The sequence below is a fragment of the Bradyrhizobium barranii subsp. barranii genome, from assembly GCF_017565645.3.
Classification (GTDB): Bacteria; Pseudomonadota; Alphaproteobacteria; order Rhizobiales; family Xanthobacteraceae; genus Bradyrhizobium; species Bradyrhizobium barranii.
This window is the reverse complement of record NZ_CP086136.1, coordinates 7,999,095-8,016,828: the sequence shown is the minus strand read 5'-3', so window position 1 is coordinate 8,016,828 and position 17,734 is coordinate 7,999,095. Positions and strand designations below refer to the sequence as shown.

Annotated in this window: 19 protein-coding genes; 10 read left to right on the top strand and 9 right to left on the bottom strand. The window is 65.2% G+C overall.

What is annotated here, in order from left to right; all coding sequences use genetic code 11:
- Positions 1-11: 11 nt before the first annotated feature.
- A complete protein-coding gene (locus J4G43_RS39015; RefSeq protein WP_208088177.1) occupies positions 12-1,274 on the top strand; it encodes a hypothetical protein in 1,263 nt (420 codons plus the stop codon).
- 2 nt (positions 1,275-1,276) lie between these two features.
- On the opposite strand, the gene J4G43_RS39010 is transcribed toward J4G43_RS39015, so the two are convergent.
- The gene (locus tag J4G43_RS39010; RefSeq protein WP_208088176.1) at positions 1,277-2,068 is read right to left on the bottom strand and encodes a L,D-transpeptidase; all 792 of its coding nucleotides are present in this window, start codon (positions 2,066-2,068) and stop codon (positions 1,277-1,279) included.
- A 315-nt stretch (positions 2,069-2,383) separates the two neighbouring features.
- Here J4G43_RS39010 and J4G43_RS39005 point away from each other — a divergent pair, with 315 nt between their 5' ends.
- Entirely contained in the window at positions 2,384-2,707 is a 324-nt protein-coding gene (locus J4G43_RS39005; RefSeq protein ID WP_208088175.1) for a hypothetical protein, read from the top strand.
- Positions 2,708-2,815: 108 nt separating this feature from the next.
- On the opposite strand, the gene J4G43_RS39000 is transcribed toward J4G43_RS39005, so the two are convergent.
- Both J4G43_RS39000 and J4G43_RS38995 read right to left on the bottom strand, forming a co-directional pair.
- Positions 2,816-3,577, bottom strand: coding sequence for an ABC transporter permease (locus tag J4G43_RS39000; RefSeq protein WP_166343707.1), 762 nt, complete (start codon positions 3,575-3,577; stop codon positions 2,816-2,818).
- Positions 3,574-4,497 (bottom strand): ABC transporter ATP-binding protein, encoded by a 924-nt coding sequence (locus J4G43_RS38995; protein WP_208088174.1) that lies wholly within the window; start codon positions 4,495-4,497, stop codon positions 3,574-3,576. The genes J4G43_RS39000 and J4G43_RS38995 overlap by 4 nt, the downstream gene beginning before the upstream one ends.
- A 288-nt stretch (positions 4,498-4,785) precedes the next feature.
- Here J4G43_RS38995 and J4G43_RS38990 point away from each other — a divergent pair, with 288 nt between their 5' ends.
- Complete coding sequence (locus J4G43_RS38990; RefSeq protein ID WP_166101856.1) at positions 4,786-5,514, top strand: hypothetical protein; 729 nt, start codon at positions 4,786-4,788, stop codon at positions 5,512-5,514.
- Positions 5,515-5,549: 35 nt separating this feature from the next.
- Here J4G43_RS38990 and J4G43_RS38985 read toward each other — a convergent pair whose 3' ends face one another.
- The gene (locus tag J4G43_RS38985) at positions 5,550-6,728 is read right to left on the bottom strand and encodes a cytochrome P450 (RefSeq protein ID WP_208088173.1); all 1,179 of its coding nucleotides are present in this window, start codon (positions 6,726-6,728) and stop codon (positions 5,550-5,552) included.
- Positions 6,729-6,744: 16 nt separating this feature from the next.
- Positions 6,745-7,953 (bottom strand): ABC transporter substrate-binding protein, encoded by a 1,209-nt coding sequence (locus J4G43_RS38980; protein ID WP_208088172.1) that lies wholly within the window; start codon positions 7,951-7,953, stop codon positions 6,745-6,747.
- 104 nt (positions 7,954-8,057) lie between these two features.
- Between J4G43_RS38980 and J4G43_RS38975 the strand changes: the two genes are divergently transcribed.
- Complete coding sequence (locus J4G43_RS38975; RefSeq protein WP_208088171.1) at positions 8,058-8,537, top strand: MarR family winged helix-turn-helix transcriptional regulator; 480 nt, start codon at positions 8,058-8,060, stop codon at positions 8,535-8,537.
- 9 nt (positions 8,538-8,546) lie between these two features.
- Here the strand turns inward: J4G43_RS38975 and J4G43_RS38970 are convergent, their stop codons facing one another.
- A complete protein-coding gene (locus tag J4G43_RS38970) occupies positions 8,547-9,224 on the bottom strand; it encodes a TetR/AcrR family transcriptional regulator (RefSeq protein ID WP_208088170.1) in 678 nt (225 codons plus the stop codon).
- A 172-nt stretch (positions 9,225-9,396) separates the two neighbouring features.
- Here J4G43_RS38970 and J4G43_RS38965 point away from each other — a divergent pair, with 172 nt between their 5' ends.
- From J4G43_RS38965 to J4G43_RS38950, 4 genes are all read left to right on the top strand, one after another.
- The gene (locus J4G43_RS38965) at positions 9,397-10,260 is read left to right on the top strand and encodes a DUF3313 domain-containing protein (protein ID WP_166353343.1); all 864 of its coding nucleotides are present in this window, start codon (positions 9,397-9,399) and stop codon (positions 10,258-10,260) included.
- 62 nt (positions 10,261-10,322) lie between these two features.
- Complete coding sequence (locus J4G43_RS38960; protein ID WP_208088169.1) at positions 10,323-10,577, top strand: hypothetical protein; 255 nt, start codon at positions 10,323-10,325, stop codon at positions 10,575-10,577.
- 117 nt (positions 10,578-10,694) lie between these two features.
- On the top strand, positions 10,695-11,021 hold the full coding sequence (locus tag J4G43_RS38955) for a hypothetical protein (protein WP_225005363.1): 327 nt from the start codon (positions 10,695-10,697) through the stop codon (positions 11,019-11,021).
- Positions 11,022-11,162: 141 nt separating this feature from the next.
- A complete protein-coding gene (locus tag J4G43_RS38950; protein ID WP_208088168.1) occupies positions 11,163-12,110 on the top strand; it encodes a LysM peptidoglycan-binding domain-containing protein in 948 nt (315 codons plus the stop codon).
- Positions 12,111-12,165: 55 nt separating this feature from the next.
- Here the strand turns inward: J4G43_RS38950 and J4G43_RS38945 are convergent, their stop codons facing one another.
- Both J4G43_RS38945 and J4G43_RS38940 read right to left on the bottom strand, forming a co-directional pair.
- The gene (locus J4G43_RS38945; RefSeq protein ID WP_208088167.1) at positions 12,166-13,239 is read right to left on the bottom strand and encodes a tartrate dehydrogenase; all 1,074 of its coding nucleotides are present in this window, start codon (positions 13,237-13,239) and stop codon (positions 12,166-12,168) included.
- Positions 13,240-13,260: 21 nt separating this feature from the next.
- Complete coding sequence (locus J4G43_RS38940; protein ID WP_208088166.1) at positions 13,261-14,559, bottom strand: MFS transporter; 1,299 nt, start codon at positions 14,557-14,559, stop codon at positions 13,261-13,263.
- Between the two features lie 155 nt (positions 14,560-14,714).
- On the opposite strand from J4G43_RS38940, the gene J4G43_RS38935 reads away from it, so the two are divergent.
- Together J4G43_RS38935 and J4G43_RS38930 are read left to right on the top strand one after the other, a co-directional pair.
- Positions 14,715-15,632, top strand: coding sequence for a LysR family transcriptional regulator (locus J4G43_RS38935; RefSeq protein WP_208088165.1), 918 nt, complete (start codon positions 14,715-14,717; stop codon positions 15,630-15,632).
- A 38-nt stretch (positions 15,633-15,670) separates the two neighbouring features.
- Positions 15,671-16,495, top strand: coding sequence for an aspartate dehydrogenase (locus J4G43_RS38930; protein ID WP_208088164.1), 825 nt, complete (start codon positions 15,671-15,673; stop codon positions 16,493-16,495).
- 3 nt (positions 16,496-16,498) lie between these two features.
- Here J4G43_RS38930 and J4G43_RS38925 read toward each other — a convergent pair whose 3' ends face one another.
- Entirely contained in the window at positions 16,499-17,620 is a 1,122-nt protein-coding gene (locus J4G43_RS38925; RefSeq protein WP_408581380.1) for a PQQ-dependent sugar dehydrogenase, read from the bottom strand.
- Positions 17,621-17,734 lie beyond the last annotated feature (114 nt).

Genomic DNA, 17,734 nt, shown 5'->3' with positions numbered 1-17,734 from the left:
GAGCCATTCATATGCGGCTTATCTTCATCGCAACGATGGCGGTTCTCATGGTCGGACAGGCGCTAGCCAAGGATGTGCTCTCGGGTGCGAGCCTCTACGAAGACGTGGCGCGCTATGCCTCCTTCGGTCTGCACCGCTTCGGCTCGGCGGGCGATCGCGCGACGGCCGACTGGATCGCCGGCGAGATGAAGCAGGCGGGTTTCGAAATCAGCTTCCAGCCCGTCGTGCTCGGGCGGCAATATGTCGTCGAGCGGGCCAGCGCTGAAGCTGCCGGCATCTCTGTCGAGGCGACGCCATTCTGGCGGCCGCCGGAGGACAAGGCCAGCTTCCATCTCGCCGCGCCGCTCGCGCGCGATGGCGATGTCACCGGCAGGATCCTTCTGCTCGATCTGCCGTTCGATCGCGGCGCCTATCTGGGGCCGACCCATCGTGCGGCGATCGCGGAAGCCGCGGCAAGGAAGCCGGCGGCCATCCTGCTGATGATCGGCAATCCCGCCGACGACCGCTTCGCCTATAACGTCACGCAGGAGGATGCGCCCTGGCCGGTGCCGGTGATCGTGGTCGGCGCGGCGTCGCGAGCGGTGTTCGAGCGCGCGCTCGCCTCAGGCGCGCCTGTCACCTTCGACGTCAAGGGCCATTACGAGCGCGATGTTGTCGGCCGCAACGTCATCGCCGAGATCGGGGCCGGCCGTGGGCCGGTCATCGTCGTCTCCACGCCGATGACCGGCTGGTACTCGTGCGTCTGCGAGCGCGGCCCCGGCATCGCCAACTTTCTCGCACTGGCGCGCACCGTCGCCGCCGAGAAATGGCCGGCGCATCTTGTTTTCATCGCCACCGCCGGCCACGAGATCGGCCATGGCGGCATGGAGCTATTTTTGAAGCACGGAGCGCCGGCGCCGAAGGACACGCTGGCGTGGATTCATTTCGGTTCGTCGAACGCCTGCTATGCCTTCGCGGAAGGCGCCCGCACCGATCGGCCCGAGCAAGAGCGTTATCTCGTGCTGAGCAAATCCGCCGTCGCACTGACCGACGAGGCTTTTGCGAATGTCGAGGCCAAGCGTCTGGTGACGGAGAAGCAGGCGGTCGGTGAGCTGCGCGACGTGCATGCGGCGGGCTACGCCAATTTCCTCGGCATGGCCGGGCGCCATCGGACGTTTCATACGCCGTCGGATGATCTCGCCGCGACCGGGCCCGAGATCCTCGAGCCGGTCGCGCGCGCCTTCGTCGACGCTGCGCGAAAGATCGTCGAACGCGGCAACGCCGCGTTCCGGTAGCGTCAGTTCTGATAGTAACCGCGCGGCTGATAGTATTGCCGGGGCTGTGGCTGATAGTAGCCCTGCTGGCCGTAGCCTTGATTGTAGTACTGCTGCGGCTGCTGCTGCTGATAGACCTGCGCGTCATACAGCGGGCGGCTGGCCGAGCGCGGCGCGGGATAGCGCGTGCCGGTGTCGCTGCCGTCAGCCGGGTAGATGTAATTGTCGTCCTGCGGCATGTAGCGGCGGGCGGGCTGCGCCGGCGGTGCGAGATTCACGGGATCGCCTGAGGTGGCGTACTGCTCTTCGGCCGGCTGCGGCGCGCGGGCCACTGCAGTGGGGTTGCGGCCGCGCGGGTTGCGGGCCAGAGCCACCTGGGCCGAGCCGGTCAGCGTCACCGTGGTGTTGAGGACGCCCTGCTGCTGCACCAGCGCATAGAGCGTCGAGGCATTCTGACGCGACAGTCGCACGCAGCCGTGCGACGCCGGCGAGCCGAGGCGGCCGACCGAGTCGGTGCCGTGAATCGCGTGCCCGACCTTGGTGAAGAAGATCGCGTGCGGCATCGGCGCGTCGTCGAATTCCTTGGAGTAGTGATCCTCTTCCATGCGGAAGGCGCGGAAGGCGCCGCCCGGCGTTTCGCGCGAGGGGATGCCTGTTGACACCGGCCAGCGATAGCGCGCGACGCCGTCGACGGCGACGGTCATCTGCTGATTGTCCTTGTCGATGGTGATCTCGACCTTGGCCTGGGCGGCGCCCGCGCTCAAAAACATCAATGAGGAAAAAGCGATGAAAAAGGAACGCATCTGGAAACGCATTTGAGTTCTGGCCTCCGGCCTGTTCACGCTAGGCGCCGCGGCTCTCCGTCCCCCGGCGTGCAATATGCCTGCAATCCGGCTTTCGTTCCAGCGGGCTGCCCGTCCATCGTTAACGCGATGCCGGGCGTAAGCAAGGCTGCTTTGTGCCGCGTGGCTGGCGGCGGCGCTGACATTTTCGCGAGCGTGCCGAGCAGTCACAACGCCGACAATTCGTCACAAAGCCGCAACCATTCGGCCGCTTCAGGCGTTGATCGTGGCTGCCCTCGACGGGCGGCTTCCGCTGCCCTTTCCCCTTTAATTCCCTTGGGACCGAAGATGAACAAAGCCCGTATCGCCGCCGTGCAATTGCCGGCCGGTTTGCCCGTCCGCCTGCTGTTCGCAGCCACCGCCATCCTGCTCGCGCTGTTGTCGCTGCCACAAGCCGGCCACACCCAGGGTATCGTGCGCGGCGCCCAGGAAGGCTCCTATGAAGGCAACCGGATCGCCGGCCCTGTCGGTGGCGTAGTTGGCGGCGCGGTCGGCGCCGGTGTCGGCGGGGCCGTGGGTGCGGTGGAGGGCGTGTTCGGCATTCCGCATCACCGCCATTACCGCTGCCGCGGCTACTATGACGGCTACCATCGCTTCCACTGCTACAGGTGAGGTAGTGCCGTAGCCCGGATGGAGCGAAGCGCAATCCGGGGCCGCTGGTGCGTGAGGTGACGCTCGTCCCGGATTTCGCTGCGCTCCATCCGGGCTACGGATCTGCGGTCAATTCTTCAGCCGATATCCGGTGCGGAAAATCCACCAGATCACGGCGAGGCAGATCACCAGGAACGCCGTCGTCATGCAGATGCTGACGGACACGCTGACATCCGCAATCTCGTAGAAGCTCCAGCGGAAGCCTGAGATCAGATAGACGACCGGGTTCAGCAGCGCCACGGTGCGCCAGCCTGCCGGCAGCATGTCGATGGAATAGAAGCTGCCGCCGAGGAAGGTCAGCGGCGTCACCACCAGCATCGGGATCATCTGGAGCTTTTCGAAGCCGTCGGCCCAGATGCCGATGATGAAGCCGAACAGGCTGAACGTCACCGCCGTCAGCACCAGGAAGGCCAGCATCCACACCGGATGGTGAATATGCAATGGAACGAAAAGCCCGGCGGTGGCGAGAATGATCAGGCCGAGAATGATCGACTTCGTCGCGGCGGCGCCGACATAGCCGAGCACGATCTCGCCATAGGAAATTGGCGCCGACAGGATTTCGTAGATCGTGCCGGTGAATTTCGGAAAGTAGATGCCGAAGGAAGCGTTGGCGATGCTCTGTGTCAGCACCGAGAGCATGATCAGGCCCGGCACGATGAAGGTGCCGTAGCTGACGCCCTCGACCTGGCTGATGCGCGAGCCGATCGCGGCACCGAACACCACGAAATAGAGCGAGGTCGAGACGACAGGCGAGACGATGCTTTGCAGCAGCGTACGCCAGGTGCGCGCCATTTCGAACAGATAGATGGCGCGGATGGCGCGATGGTTCATGACGTCCTCACGAGGTCGACGAAGATGTCCTCGAGCGACGATTGCGTCGTGTCGAGATCGTTGAAGCGGATGCCGGCGTTGCGGAGGTCGCTGAGCAGGCTGGTGATGCCGGTGCGCTCGCCCTTGGTGTCGTAGTCGTAGACGAGCGTCGCGCCGCCGTCGCAGACGTCGAGCTCGTAATGGCTGAGGCTGTCCGGCAGCGTCGTGACCTTGCCCTGCAGATGCAGCGTCAACCGCTTCTTGCCGAGCTTCTCCATCAACGTCGCCTTGTCCTCGACCAGCACGATCTCGCCCTTGTTGATGACGCCGATGCGGTCGGCCATCTCCTCGGCTTCCTCGATGTAGTGCGTGGTCAGGATGATGGTGACGCCGGATTGCTGCAGGGTGCGCACCACCTCCCACATGCCCTTGCGCAGCTCGACGTCGACGCCGGCGGTCGGCTCGTCCAGGAACAGGATCTGCGGCTCGTGCGACAGCGCTTTCGCGATCATCACGCGGCGCTTCATGCCGCCGGAGAGCGTGATGATCTTGTTGTCCTTCTTGTCCCAGAGCGAGAGGTCCTTCAGCACCTTCTCGATATGGGCGGGGTTCTTCGGCTTGCCGAACAGGCCGCGGGAGAAGCTCACCGTCGCCCACACGCTCTCGAAGGCGTCGGTGTGCAATTCCTGGGGCACGAGGCCGATCAGCGAGCGGGCCTTGCGGTACGAGGTCTGGATGTTCTCGCCGCCGACGAGGACCGTGCCTTCGCTTGGGTTGGCGATGCCGCAGATGATCGAGATCAGCGTGGTCTTGCCGGCGCCGTTGGGGCCGAGCAGCGCGAAAATCTCGCCGCGCTTGATGTCGAGATTGACGTTCTTGAGCGCCTTGAAGCCGGACCCATAGGTCTTCGACAATTTGGCGACGGAAATGATGGAGGACATGATGGCCGCAGGGCTGAAAGGTAAGGACTGGGGAGGGGAGGCTGGAACCGTCCGGGAGGAGGTCAGCGGAGCCCTGAAATAGGAATGCACTTGCCCGGCCGCAATTGGCTGGAGAAAAATGGTCTCAAAACAGCCCCTTCGGTGGCAGGTTCCCGGCAAGTGTTGCGGGATGGTCACGGCTTGTGGCTAAGATTGCCGCTCACGCGCCTCTTTGTTGCGTCTGCGAGCAGGCCGTGGCTACGATTCCGGCTAATCGCAAAGCGTATCGTCCCCAGGGAAAACATCGAGATGAGACCGAACGGCCGTCACACCGCCGGCGCCAGCCAGTTGCCCGCCCTCCGTGTGTGGGCGATCTGCCTGCTCCTGCTGTCAGCTGTTGCCATCAGCCCGACCACCGCCAGGGCGGCGCCGAGCCAGTCCGCGGCCGCGACCACCCATGTCTACCTGCTCCGCGGCGTGCTCAACATCTTCTCGCTCGGGCTCGATACGATCGGCTCCCGCCTCCAGGCGCAGGGCGTCCAGGTGACCGTCGCGAACTTCGTGTCCTGGTCCTCGCTCGCTGATGAGGCCGCGGCCAACTACAGGGCCGGTCGCGTCAAGACCATTGTCCTGGTCGGCCATTCCTCCGGCGCGACCGCGCTGCCGGACATGATCGCTAAGCTCAACCAGCTCGGCGTGCCCGTGAAGCTCGCGATCGGCCTCGATTCCGTATTCAAGACCAGGCTGTCGACCGGCGCCGAACGCTACATCAACATCTATATCGGCGACGGTCCCGGCGAGCCTGTGCGCGCTGCGGCTGGTCTCCGTGGCAAGCTCGACAATGTCGACGTCCGCGGCACCGGCGTCGGCCACATCTCGATCGACAAGAACGAGGCGATCCAGCGCCGCGTCATCGGCGAGATCGACGCCGCCATCTTGCGCTCGCGCGCCCCGGCAGGTCCGGTCGCCGAACCCGGCGCACCCAGGGCCCCGCGGCAGGCGCGCTCGGCGGCGGCGACGGCTCCGGCCAGGAACTGAGGGCGCGTCGCGCCCGCAGCACCGCGTGATGCCGCCTAAGCGGCGGTCACGCGGACCGGCATGCTCTCCAGCCCACGCAGGGAATTGTTGAGCCTGCGTTTCGGCTCTGCCGTGAGCTCGATGGTCTTCACGCGCCTTGCAAGCTCGCCGAAGATCAATTCGCCTTCCAGACGCGCGATCATCTGGCCGACGCAGGCGTGAATGCCGGCGCCGAAGCCGACATGTCCGGTCGCACTTCGTTCGACATCGAAGCGGTCCGCGTTGTCCCAGCGCGCGGGATCGCGGTTGGCGGAGGCCATGAACAGCAGCACTTTGCGGTGCGCGGGGATCACGCCGCCGCCGATCTCGACATCGCGCGAGGTGGTGCGAAAGAATGTCTGCACCGGTGAGTCGTAGCGCAGGCCTTCCTCGAAAGCGTTGCGCGCCAGCTCCGGCTTGTGGTGCAGCTTGCGATATTCATCCGGATGCGTGGCGAGTGCCAGCAGGGTGTTCCCGATGCCGTTGACGGTGGTGTCGATCCCGGCGGTGAGGAACGGCCGCACCAGATGCGTTGCTTCGTGCTCGGTGATCTCGCCGTCGTCGGCCGCCTGGTAGATCATCATGCCGAGCCCGTCTGGCTGCAACGCGTCCCGGGCGCAGCATTCCATGATCCAGCTCTGTGCGGCGAGGCCCGCCTTGCGCGATGTGGCCAGCATCTCGTTCTCCGGGCCAAAGCTGTCGAACACGAAGGTGCTCCAGACCAGCAGCTTCTCGCGGCCGTCAGGCCGGATGCCGATCGCATCCGGAAACACTTTCATGGGATAGGCTTCCGCAAGATCGGCCACGGCATCGAAGGTGCCTTTGTCGATCAGCTCCGAGACCTTCCTCTCCGCCTCCTGCTGAAACGTCTCGCGCAGCTTCCTTGCGACGCCCGGGGACAGGGGGCGGCCGAGGACGCGGCGGCCCTTGTCATGATCGGGAGGATCGATCTGGAGTGTCAGCGGTTTCGGCAGGGCAGGATTCATCCCGTGAAGCCCGACACCCTCGCCGCTCATGAACGTCTTCCAGTCCTTCAGGGCCGGCTCGACTTCGGCATAGCCTGCCATGGCCCACACGTCGTAACGCTCCAGCGCGAACGCAGGCCCGAGCGCGCGCAGCGCTTCATAGGCGGGATAGGGATCCATCAGGAAGTCAGGCGCGAACGGGTCGATCGGACTGGACGCAATGCCGCTCATGGTCAGCTCCCGGCCGTTATTGCGTGGTCAGCGGACACTTGCCTTCGCTCTCCGAGCGGAATGCGTCCTCGCCCTTGATCGTGGCGACGACCTTCAGCAGGTCCCAGGCCGAATTCGACTCCTCGGGCGCCTTGACCTGGAGCAAATAGAGCGGGTGGATCTTGCGTCCGTCCTTCCGGATGTAGCCCTTGCCGAACAGCGGATCGTCCGTCGGCATCTCCTTCATCGCGGCGACGACGACCTTGCCGTCCTTGGCGCCGCCAGCCTTGTCGACCGCCTTGAGGTAGTGAATGACCGAGGCATAGACGCCGGCCTGCATGTCGTTGGGATAAGCCTTCGAGGGAATGCGCTCGGCGAAGCGTTTGGCGAAAGCCCGCGTGCCGTCGTTCAGATCCCAGTAGAACGGGTTCATGATCTGCGCGCCCTGCGCAAACTTCAGTCCGAGTGAGGGAAGGCCGTTCATCCCCAGGATCAATCCGACCAGCTTGTGGTCCTTGGTCAGCCCGAACTCGGCGGCCTGCTTCATCGAGGTGATGGTATCGTCGCCGGCATTGGCGAAGCCGACGACGTTCGCGCCCGAAGCCTGGGCCTGGAGCAGGAAGGAGGCGTAGTCGGCCGTTCCCAGCGGATGCCGCACGCTGCCGAGCACCTCGCCGCCGGACGCTTTCACGGCCTCCGCGGCCTGCTTCTCCAGATCGTGGCCGAACGCGTAGTCGGCGGTGATGAAGAACCACTTCTTGCCGCCCTGCTGCACGATCGCCTTGCCGAGGCCACGCCCGTAGGCATAGGTGTCGTAGGTCCAGTGCACGGTGTTGGGCGTGCATTTCTCGCCGGTGAGCAGCACCGTGCCGGCGCCCGATCCGACGAAGACCTTGTTCTTCTCGGCGCTCATGCCGGCGACAGCGAGCGCGATCGACGAGTTCGGGATGTCGAAGATCGCGTCGACGCCGTCATTCTCGTACCAGCGCCTGGCGATGCCGATCCCGATGTCGGTCTTGTTCTGGTGATCCGCCGCGACGACCTCGACGGGCTTGCCGGCAGCCTTTCCGCCATAGTCTTCGACAGCCATTTTTGCGGCGACGACCGAGCCGATACCCTGATAGCTCGCGAACGGACCGGATTGGTCGTTCAGGATGCCGATCTTCACGGCATCCTGGGCAAAGCCCGGCGCGGCAACCAGCATCGAAGCCAAAATGCACAATTTGTGCAGGAATTTTCTGTTCATTGTGTCCCTCCCATATGCGGTCTTGGTGCCGCTAAATAATAGTTATATTTTATAGCTATTTTTGGGAGTGTCAATTCGGCTGTGGCCGCCGCGGATTGAGGATCATGAGCTCGAAAACCGTAAGACCCGGGTTGAAGTCCGATCAGCAGCCGGAGAAATCGCTGGACCTGCGCGCGCTCCGGCGGACGCCCGGCTTCATGCTGCGCCTCGCGCAATTGAAGTTTTTCGAAGGCTTTTACGAGGAGTTCGCCGCGTTGGGCCTGACGCCGGCAACCTATGCGATCTTCGCCGTCATTCGTGACAATCCCGGCGTGCCGCCGAGCAGCCTCGCCAGCCTGCTCCGGTTGCGCCTGCCGAACCTGATCAAGATCCTGAACGAGCTCGAATCGTCCGGCTTCATCAAGCGCAACCGCTCGAAAGCGGACCGCCGCGCCGTCGAGCTGATGCTGACGCCGAAGGGTGCAAAGCTCATTGCCGAGGGGGCAAGGCTGACGGAGTCCTACAACGAAAAGATGCTGGCCCCGCTCAGCGCGGCCGAGCAGCGCACGCTGCTGGAATTGCTGAACCGGCTCCTGCCGCTCTAGGGTCGGGCTCTATCGCTTCCTGACCAGCTTCAGGGGACGACCGGCCTTCTGAATGCGGGGCTTGATCGCAGCGCTCTGTGCGTCGGGCGGGTTCAGGAAGCGCGCGAGCATCGTTCTCAGATGCTCTACGCTCTGCTTGATATCCAGCTTCGGATTGCGGATCGGCATGGCGCGGGATCCGTCGACGAGGGCGATCAAGATGTTTGCCGTCGCGTCCGGATTTAACCCAGGATCCACCCGTCCCTGCTGCTGCGCGCGGCGCAGGAAGTCGCTCCACATGCGGCGGACCGCCGCGGTGTGGCGTTCGATGATCGCAGCGAATTCAGGATTGCGGGCGGCCTCCGCGAGACCATCCAGATTGAGGATCTGGGCGGGACGAAACCGCAGGCTGGTTTCTTCGATATCGACGAGCAGTGCCTCGATCACGTCGGCGGCCGCGAGAATCTTCTCAAACCGCTCGGCCGACCGCGCGAGACCGAGGTCGATCATCGCCTCGATGATCGCCTCCTTGCTCGCGAAGTAGTGATAGAGGTGGCCCGGACTGATGCCGGCTTCGGTGCAGATATCTGTCGTGCTGGCGCCGCGGAAGCCGTCCCTGATGAAGCAGCGGATCGCCGCGCCGAGGATTTCCCCGCGCTTCTGCTCGTGCTTGACGGGGTCGACTTTCCTCAAACCGGACATCTCCATTCACGCTCGCCCCGTTTAGCACGACGGTCCGCCACGAGAAAATCGAAATTAGAGAGTTCCATCTATTTATGTTGACGGATGTTGCGAGGCGTGAGAAGTGATTATTAGAGCGATCTCTCTAATAAGCTGCCGATGCGGGAATGGGACCATGCGCTTTCCACGGACGGCCCTGATGGGTGCCGCGCTTGCGCTCGGAGGGTGTGCGACCGCGCCGCTCGAACAGGCCGGCTCGCTCAGGAGCTATGACCGGATGTCGGAAGCGAACGGGCTGGTGACGCGATCGAAGATCCGCGTGAACAAGCAGGATGTGCTGGCGGCGAAGACGATCCGGATCGCATCGACCGTCTTTCCCGCGCGCACCGATGTCGTGTTGAACGAAAAGGAACGTCGCCTGGTTGCGAACGCCATCAGCCGCGAGCTGTGTCTCCGCTTGAGCGAGCGCTTCCGTATCGTCTCATCCGATGACGACGCCGATCTCACGGTGCAGGCGACGGTGACGCATGCCGCGCCGACCAGCCCGACCGCCTCCGGCGCATCGAAAGCCCTGTCGATTGCCAAGACCGTTGCGCTTCCCGGCGTGCCTGTACCGGTGCCGAGGCTTCCGGTCGGGCTCGGCAGCCTGTCGGTCGAGGCGGAAGCGCGCGATTTTGCAGGATTTCAGAAGGCGGCCATGGTCTGGGCGCGCGGCGCCAACTCGATTACCAACTCTCCGCGGGTCGCCAATGAGGGCGATGCCTACGATCTCGCCGCCGATTTCGGCACGGACTTCGCAAAACTGGTTACGACCGGAGAGTCGCCGTTCGGCGGCATCCCCGCGCTGCCGCCGATGGACAGCATTCCCGTGCGGCTCGGCGGTGCGCCCAAATATGTCGCCTGCGAAGCGTTCGGACGGTTTCCCGGCATCACCGGCTTCGCGGGGCAGGGGCTCGGCCTGCCGCCGGCCTGGACCGATTCCGGCGCCAAGGAGAGCCCGGCCAACAATCCGGCCCCGCCGCCTGTGCCCGGAGCGAATTCAGAGCAGGCGCTGACACAGTGATGCGGCCGCGCGCCCCGCAACATCCGAGCTCGACATATTGGTAGCCGATCAGAGACAATGGCATGCTGACATCCGGAATAACTCGCCCTTCCCAACGCGCTTTGCGCCCAAGCGCGGCGCGCAACGATGCGCGCGCGAGCAGCGTCCCCCTGTTCACGGCCGATGAAGTGTGGAGCCGGACGAATGCAGATCGGCGTGCAGTCGACGAGAGGGATGACCAGGACTCGATGCTCGAACCCGGCTTCTGGATGACGGCCCTGGTCGCGTTCCTGCCCACGGTCGCCGGCTGCCTCTATCTCGTCCTGACCCAGGGATGAGGCGCGCAGCGAGCGCGGCACCGGGGACAAGCGATGCATTCACGATATGAGTTGGCGTGCGGCCCGCGAAGGTCCGTCTTCGGCCGCCGCAGATCTCTCGCGGCTTTGTCCACCATCTTGACGCTGCTGCTGGCGGGATGCGCGTCGAGCGGGAATTTGCCTCCTGTCTATCATCCTCCGCGTCCGCCTGGTGCCAAGGCGGTGCAGGAGGGCGTCAGGAAGGCAGCCGCCGAAGTCAAGCTGACCGGGGGACTCGAGACATCCGCCGTCCACCCTACTGACCACGGGCCGGGGGCGTATTTCGTCTGCCTGAGGCAGGGCGCTGGTTCGTCTGACAGACACACCGCCTATTCGGTCTTTTTCGACGATGACGCCTACAAGGGAGTCCAGAGCTCGGTGATCCTTGATACCTGCGAAGCCCAGCCATGGGTTCCCTTCAATTGATGCCGGGGATGTAAGGGGCAGGATGAGAACCTCGACCGACGGGCGTCACGGGCCCGGTTCCGTGCCCCAAAATCCACCCAATCGGTGGTCACTAAGCCCGCGGAGGAGCCCTTTGCCTCCCATGGTGGGACTGCTGGACGGATGATCGATTTGAGGCGGCTAGTCGTGCTGGCAGCGGTTGCGCTGCTCGCCCTAGGCACCGGCATGGCCGCTGCCTCACCTGCGAAGCCGAAGCGCCCCGCGGTCGCGACCACTGCGCCGCCGCCTCCCGCTCCGCCGGTCGAGCTGCTGCCGCCGCCAAAGATCTACCTGTTCCGCGGCGCCATGGGGCCGATCTTCTCGACCGGCATGGACCGGCTCAGCGAAAAGCTGACGAAGGCCGGCTTCTCGGCCGATGTCTATGAATTCACCATCTGCCGATGGATCGGCGATCGTGTCATCTCCAGCTACAAGGAGAGCCCGGCGCCGATCGTGCTGATCGGCCACTCAATGGGCGGGCTGTGCTCGGTCGTGATCTCCGAGATGGCGGCCAAGGAGAACATCCGGATCAGCCTCGTCATCGCCATCGATTCCGCGCATGCGACCGGCGACGTGCCGCTCAATGTCGAGCGCTTCATCAACATCTTCCTCTCCGACAGCGTGCTCGGCGGCGGCGACGTCGTGGCCGTGCCCGGCTATCGGGGCCATTACGCGAGCTACGACCTCAAGGAGAACAGCCGCGTCTCGCACATCAACATCGAGAAGTCGGACGACATCCATCGCCAGATCATCGAGATGGTGACGCAGCTGCCACGCATCCCCGCGCAGAGCCAGGCCGATGCGGTGCCGCTGCGCTATCTCGTTCCGGCGAACACGCCGGTCGAATTGTGGGACAGCGGCGTGCGGGTGCCCGTGCGCACCGGCGACACCATGGAGAGCATCGCCGCTGCCCGCCGCGTGCCACTGTGGACGCTGGCGCAGAGCAACTCGCTGGCGGAGAACGCGACCCTCACCCCCGGCCAGTCCATCATCGTCCCGCGCCATCTGACGCCGCCGGAGCCTGTGGCCGCGATGGCGGCGCCGGCGCCGCCGCCGCAAGGGCGGAAGTAGTTGATCCACAACTCGTCATGGCCGGGACAAGCCCGGCCATGACGTCGAGTAGCGATTACACGTTCGTCCCGTGGATCGCGTCGATCACGGCGTCCGTGACTTCCTTCGTCGTCGCCTTGCCGCCGACATCGGGCGTCAGCACGCCGGCCGCGCAGACGCGCTCGACCGCCGACATCAGCCGTATTGCCGCGTCCTTCTCGCCGAGATGCTCGAGCATCTGGGCACCGGTCCAGAAGGTCGCGACCGGGTTGGCGATGCCCTTGCCGGTGATGTCGAACGCCGAGCCGTGGATCGGCTCGAACATCGAGGGGAAGCGGCGCTGCGGGTCGATGTTGCCGGTCGGCGCGACGCCGAGGCTTCCCGCCAGCGCGCCGGCAAGATCGGAGAGGATGTCGGCGTGGAGGTTGGTCGCAACGATGGTGTCGAGGCTCTTCGGATGCAGCGTCATGCGCACCGTCATGGCGTCGACCAGCATCTTGTCCCAGGTCACATCGGGGAATTCGGTCGCGACTTCGGCTGCGATCTCGTCCCACATCACCATGCCGTGGCGCTGCGCGTTCGACTTGGTCACGACGGTTAGGAATTTGCGCGGCCGCGACTGCGCGAGCTGGAACGCGTAGCGCATGATGCGGGTGACGCCTACGCGGGTGAACACCGCGACCTCGGTGCCGACTTCTTCCGGCAGGCCCCTGTGCGCACGGCCGCCCATGCCGGCATATTCGCCTTCCGAGTTCTCGCGCACAATCACCCAGTCGAGATCGCCGACGCCGACATTGCGCAGCGGCGAGGCGACGCCGGGCAGGATCTTGGTCGGCCGCACGTTGGCGTATTGGTCAAAGCCCTGGCAGATCGGCAGGCGCAGGCCCCACAGCGTGATGTGATCGGGCACGTCGGGCGCACCGACCGCGCCGAAATAGATCGCGTCGAACTTCTTCAGCTCGGCAAGGCCGTCAGCCGGCATCATCACGCCGTGCTTCTTGTAATAGTCCGAGCCCCAGTCGAACGTCTTGACGTTGAAGGCGAGGTCGCCGCTGCGTTTTGCCAGAGCCTCCAGCACGCGGACGCCGGCCGAGATGACCTCGGGGCCGATGCCGTCGGCCGGAATTGCTGCGATCGAATGAGTGCGCATGAAGATGCTCCGTTTGAGATGTCAGTGGGACTGCGGGACGGGTTCGACGGGCGCGGTCTGCGCGCGCGACAATAGCAGGGTCAGGACCGCCGAGAGAACGAGCAGGCCGCTGACGAAATAGAGTCCGCCGACAAAACTGCCGGTCTGGTCCTTGATCCAGCCGATCATGGCCGGACCAACGAAGCCGCCGAGATTGCCGATCGAGTTGATGGTGGCGATCCCGGCCGCGGCCGCGGGGCCGGACAGGAACAGCGTCGGCATGCTCCACAGTGGCGGCTTGGCCGAAGAGATGCCGATGTTCACCAGCGTCAGCGCGACCAGCACAGCGACGACGCCGGTCGCAAGGCCGGCATAGGCGAGGCCCGCAGCGGCGATCAGGCAGGCCCATACGACGTGCCAGGTACGCTCGCCGGTGCGGTCCGAGTGCCGCGCCCACAGGATCATGGCGACGACGGCGGCGGTTGCAGGCAGGGCGTTGAGGAAGCCGACCTGAAGCGAGGACAGGCCGAACTGCTTGATGATCTGCGGCGCCCAGACGCCGAGCGTGTAGAGGCCGGCCGAGGTGCCGAAATAGATCAGCGACAGCGCCAGCACTCGCGGGTCCGCAAGCCCGCGCCAGATGCTGTGGCTCGCGGTCGCGGCCTTGCTGGTGGTCTCAGCGTTCATGGTCTCGACCAGCCAGCGCCGCTCGTCCTCCGCAAGCCATTTCGCCTTCTCGGGGCGATCGGTCAGAAAACCGAGCACGACGAAGCCGAGCACCACGGCCGGCAGCGCCTCCAGCACGAACAGCCATTGCCAGCCCTTGAAGCCGAAATGGCCGTCCATCTCCAGCAGCGCGCCTGATATCGGCGAGCCCAGCACGGTCGAGAGTGGCGCGGCCGCCATGAACAGCGCGGTCACCGCGGCACGCTGGCGCGCCGGGAACCAGTAGGAGAGGTAGAGGATGATTCCGGGAAAGAAGCCGGCTTCGGCGACACCAAGCAGGAAGCGCAGCACGTAGAAGCTGGTCGCGCCTTGCACGAACGCCATCGCGGCCGACACGAGGCCCCAGGTGATCATCACCCGCGCAATCCAGATCCGCGCGCCGACCTTGTGCAGGATGATGTTGGACGGCACTTCGAACAGGAAATAGCCCCAGAAGAAGATGCCGGCGCCGAAGCCGTAGACCACGGGCGACAGGCCGATGTCCTTGTTCATCGTCAGCGAGGCAAAGCCGATATTGACGCGGTCGATGAAGGCCACGAAGTACAGCAGCATGATGAAGGGAACGATGCGCCAGGTGATCTTGCGCAGCACGCGCGTCTGAATCTCGCTCGCCACCCTGGCCTCCTCGAGTTCCGGTTTGTTGTTGTATCGGCGGACCCGGAGGTCCACGCCGGCAACGAGCCTAGGCGGGGAAGGAGGCATACTCAATTGGCGCTGGTTTATACAAAAAAATGATATAATCCTCGCCTGGCGAGACGAGAGGACCTTGGATGGAATTGCATCAGTTGCGATGCTTCGTGGCGGCGGCCGAGCAGCTGCATTTCGGCCATGCGGCGCAGCAGCTCCAGATGCTGCCCTCCGCGCTCGGCCGGCAGATCAGGCTGTTGGAAGAAGATCTGGGAACGCGGCTGTTCGCACGGACCACGCGCGCGGTGTCGCTGACGGAAGACGGCACGACGCTGCTGCGCGATGCCCGCGCCATCCTCGCCAAGGTCGAGGCGGTCGAGAATAATCTGCGCAACCGCTCGCGCGCGGGCGCCGCGCGGCGTCTGCGGGTCGGCGCCATCGACAGCGCGGCGGCGGGATTGCTGCCGCCGCTCTTGCGCGATTTCCGCGACAAGCATCCTGAGATCGCGGTGCAGCTGCTCGAGGACAAGACCGTCCGGCTGCTGCCGAAGATTTTGACCGGCGCGCTGGATCTCGCCTTCGTCCGCCCGCCCGACAGTGCGGACAAGCGGCTCGAATTCCGAGATCTGCTCCAGGAGACCGCGATCGTGGCGTTTCCGCAGCGGCATGCGTTGGCCGAGCGCAAGTCGATCACGCTGGCGCAGATCGCCGACGAGGCGATGCTGGTGCCGGACCGCCGCTCGCGGCCGCACAGCCACGACCTCACGATCAAGCTGTTCGAGCAGGCCGGGCTGACGCCGCGCATCGTGCAGGTCGCCGACGAGAAGCAGACCATCATCCATCTGGTGGCAACGAAGCTCGGCGTTGCGATCGTGCCGCGCTGGACCACGCGGATGGCGGTGACGGGCGTGCGCTTCGTGCCGCTGCGGCCGAAGCAGAGCGGCCCCATTGGCCGGCTGCCGCTTGCCGCCGCATGGCTGCGCGGTTCGCGCGACCCGGCCCGCGATGCCATGCTGGCGGTGCTGGAGGCGCGCCTGCGCAGCTATGCGCGGGAGGCGTGAGCGGCTATGACATGGGCGTGGCGAGAAGGTGGGACGCGATGACTGGACAGAAAGCTTCGAACGAATTGCGGGTTGCCATCGCAGGCCTGGGCTCGATCGGCACCAAGATCGCGTCGGCGCTCGATCAGGGTATCGAGGGCTTGACCCTGTCGGCCGTCGCGGTGCGCAATCCCGCAAAGCATCAGGCCTTTATCGGCGGTTTGCGCCGTCCGCCGCAAATCGTGCCGATCGAGCAGCTCGGCGAAGTCGCCGACATCGTGGTCGAATGCGCGCCGAGCAGCCAGTTGCGCGCGATCGTCGAACCCGCGGTGAAACGCGGCAAGGCCGCGGTCGTCGTCAGCGTCGGCGGGCTGCTCGACAATTTCGATCTCGTCGATCTCGCCCGCGCCAATGGTGGCCGCATCATCGTGCCGACCGGGGCGTTGATCGGGCTGGACGCCGTCAACGCCGCCGCAATCGGCACCATCAACTCGGTGAAGATGGTGACGCGCAAGCCGATCGACGGCTTGAAGGGCGCGCCCTTCATCGTCGAGAACAACATCGATATCGACAATCTGCGCGAGCCGCTCAAGCTGTTCGAGGGCACCGCGCGCGAGGCCGCAAAGGGCTTTCCGGCCAATCTCAACGTCGCGGTCGCGCTGTCGCTCGCGGGCGTCGGGCCCGACCGCACCTCGGTGCAGATCTGGGCCGATCCGACCGTGACGCGCAACGTTCACCGCATCGAGGTCGAAGCGGATTCGGCGCGCTTCTCGATGTCGATCGAGAACATCCCGTCGGAGAATCCCAAGACGGGCCTGATCACGGCGCTCTCCGTGATCGCGCTGCTACGCAAGCAGCGCGCCACGCTTTGTGTCGGGACGTAACCTCTACGCGCCCGTGACGCGCCAGATCACGTTGCCGACGTCGTCGGCCATCAGCAGCGACTTCTTGTCGGGGCCGATCACGACGCCAACCGGGCGGCCGTAGGATTCCTTCTCGTCCGGGGACAGGAAGCCGGACAGGATGTCGCGACCGGGGCCGGAAGGCTTGCCGTTCTCGAACGGGATGAACACCAGTTTGTAGCCGGACAGCGTGCTGCGATTCCACGAGCCGTGCTGACCGATCACCATGCCGTCCGGAAAGCCCGGCAGCGTGCCGGCGGGCATCCAGCATAGGCCGAGCGAAGCGGTGTGGCCGCCGAGCGCATAGTCCGGTTGAAGCGCCTTGGCGACCATCGCGGGATCCTGCGGCACGCGATCGTCGACCGTCTTGCCCCAGTAGCAATAGGGCCAGCCGTAGAAGCCGCCGTCGCGCACCGAGGTGAGATAGTCCGGCGGCGTCTCGTCGCCGAGCCCGTCGCGCTCGTTGACGACGGTCCAGAGCACGTTCGTATTGGGCTCCCACGCGAGTCCAACCGGGTTGCGCAGTCCCGCACCAAAAATGCGATGCGTGCCGGCGGCGAGATCGAGCTCATAGACCGCGGCGCGGCCTTCCTCGACCTCCATGCCCATCTCGGCGATGTTGCTGAGCGAGCCGACACCGGCATAGAGCTTCTTGCCGTCGGGGCTTGCGAGCAGGCTGCGCGTCCAGTGGCCGCTCGGCTTGAACGTCGTGAGCCGCTTGCCCGGCGCGGTGATGCGGTCGGCATTGGCGACATAGGGGAAGGCCATCACGCCGTCGGTGTTGCCGACATAGAATGTGTTGCCGACCAGCGCCATGCCGAAGGGCTGGCTGAGGTTCTCCATGAAGGCGCCGCGCACTTCGGCGACGCCGTCGCCGTCTTTGTCGCGCAGCAGCGTGATGCGATTGGCGCTGACGCCGAGCGCTGCGGCGCGCCGCATCGTCGCCTGCATCGCATAGTGAAACACCGACCTCGGCGCGCCCGCAATCTGCGTCGCCTCCGCGATCAGCACGTCGCCATTCGGCAGCACCTCGATCCAGCGCGGATGGTCGAGCCCGGCGCCTGGCCCCAGGCCGGCGCGGGCGCGGTGCCCGACAGCCGCCGCCATTGCAGCGCGGCACCGCCGATCAGCGCGACGAACTGCGCGAAGATGCTGGAAAAGGTCATGGAAATCCCCTGTTGAACGTACGGCACAGTCCAACGACGGATCGCCCAAAGCCCC

Excerpts from the sequence above, each read along its gene's own strand:
- J4G43_RS39015 (WP_208088177.1), top strand. The coding sequence starts at position 12 with ATGCGGCTTATCTTCATCGCAACGATGGCGGTTCTCATGGTCGGACAG.
- J4G43_RS39010 (WP_208088176.1), bottom strand. The coding sequence starts at position 2,068 with ATGCGTTTCCAGATGCGTTCCTTTTTCATCGCTTTTTCCTCATTGATG.
- J4G43_RS39005 (WP_208088175.1), top strand. The coding sequence starts at position 2,384 with ATGAACAAAGCCCGTATCGCCGCCGTGCAATTGCCGGCCGGTTTGCCC.
- J4G43_RS39000 (WP_166343707.1), bottom strand. The coding sequence starts at position 3,577 with ATGAACCATCGCGCCATCCGCGCCATCTATCTGTTCGAAATGGCGCGC.
- J4G43_RS38995 (WP_208088174.1), bottom strand. The coding sequence starts at position 4,497 with ATGTCCTCCATCATTTCCGTCGCCAAATTGTCGAAGACCTATGGGTCC.
- J4G43_RS38990 (WP_166101856.1), top strand. The coding sequence starts at position 4,786 with ATGAGACCGAACGGCCGTCACACCGCCGGCGCCAGCCAGTTGCCCGCC.
- J4G43_RS38985 (WP_208088173.1), bottom strand. The coding sequence starts at position 6,728 with ATGAGCGGCATTGCGTCCAGTCCGATCGACCCGTTCGCGCCTGACTTC.
- J4G43_RS38980 (WP_208088172.1), bottom strand. The coding sequence starts at position 7,953 with ATGAACAGAAAATTCCTGCACAAATTGTGCATTTTGGCTTCGATGCTG.
- J4G43_RS38975 (WP_208088171.1), top strand. The coding sequence starts at position 8,058 with ATGAGCTCGAAAACCGTAAGACCCGGGTTGAAGTCCGATCAGCAGCCG.
- J4G43_RS38970 (WP_208088170.1), bottom strand. The coding sequence starts at position 9,224 with ATGGAGATGTCCGGTTTGAGGAAAGTCGACCCCGTCAAGCACGAGCAG.
- J4G43_RS38965 (WP_166353343.1), top strand. The coding sequence starts at position 9,397 with ATGGGTGCCGCGCTTGCGCTCGGAGGGTGTGCGACCGCGCCGCTCGAA.
- J4G43_RS38960 (WP_208088169.1), top strand. The coding sequence starts at position 10,323 with ATGCTGACATCCGGAATAACTCGCCCTTCCCAACGCGCTTTGCGCCCA.
- J4G43_RS38950 (WP_208088168.1), top strand. The coding sequence starts at position 11,163 with ATGATCGATTTGAGGCGGCTAGTCGTGCTGGCAGCGGTTGCGCTGCTC.
- J4G43_RS38945 (WP_208088167.1), bottom strand. The coding sequence starts at position 13,239 with ATGCGCACTCATTCGATCGCAGCAATTCCGGCCGACGGCATCGGCCCC.
- J4G43_RS38935 (WP_208088165.1), top strand. The coding sequence starts at position 14,715 with ATGGAATTGCATCAGTTGCGATGCTTCGTGGCGGCGGCCGAGCAGCTG.
- J4G43_RS38930 (WP_208088164.1), top strand. The coding sequence starts at position 15,671 with ATGACTGGACAGAAAGCTTCGAACGAATTGCGGGTTGCCATCGCAGGC.
- J4G43_RS38925 (WP_408581380.1), bottom strand. The coding sequence starts at position 17,620 with ATGGCGGCGGCTGTCGGGCACCGCGCCCGCGCCGGCCTGGGGCCAGGC.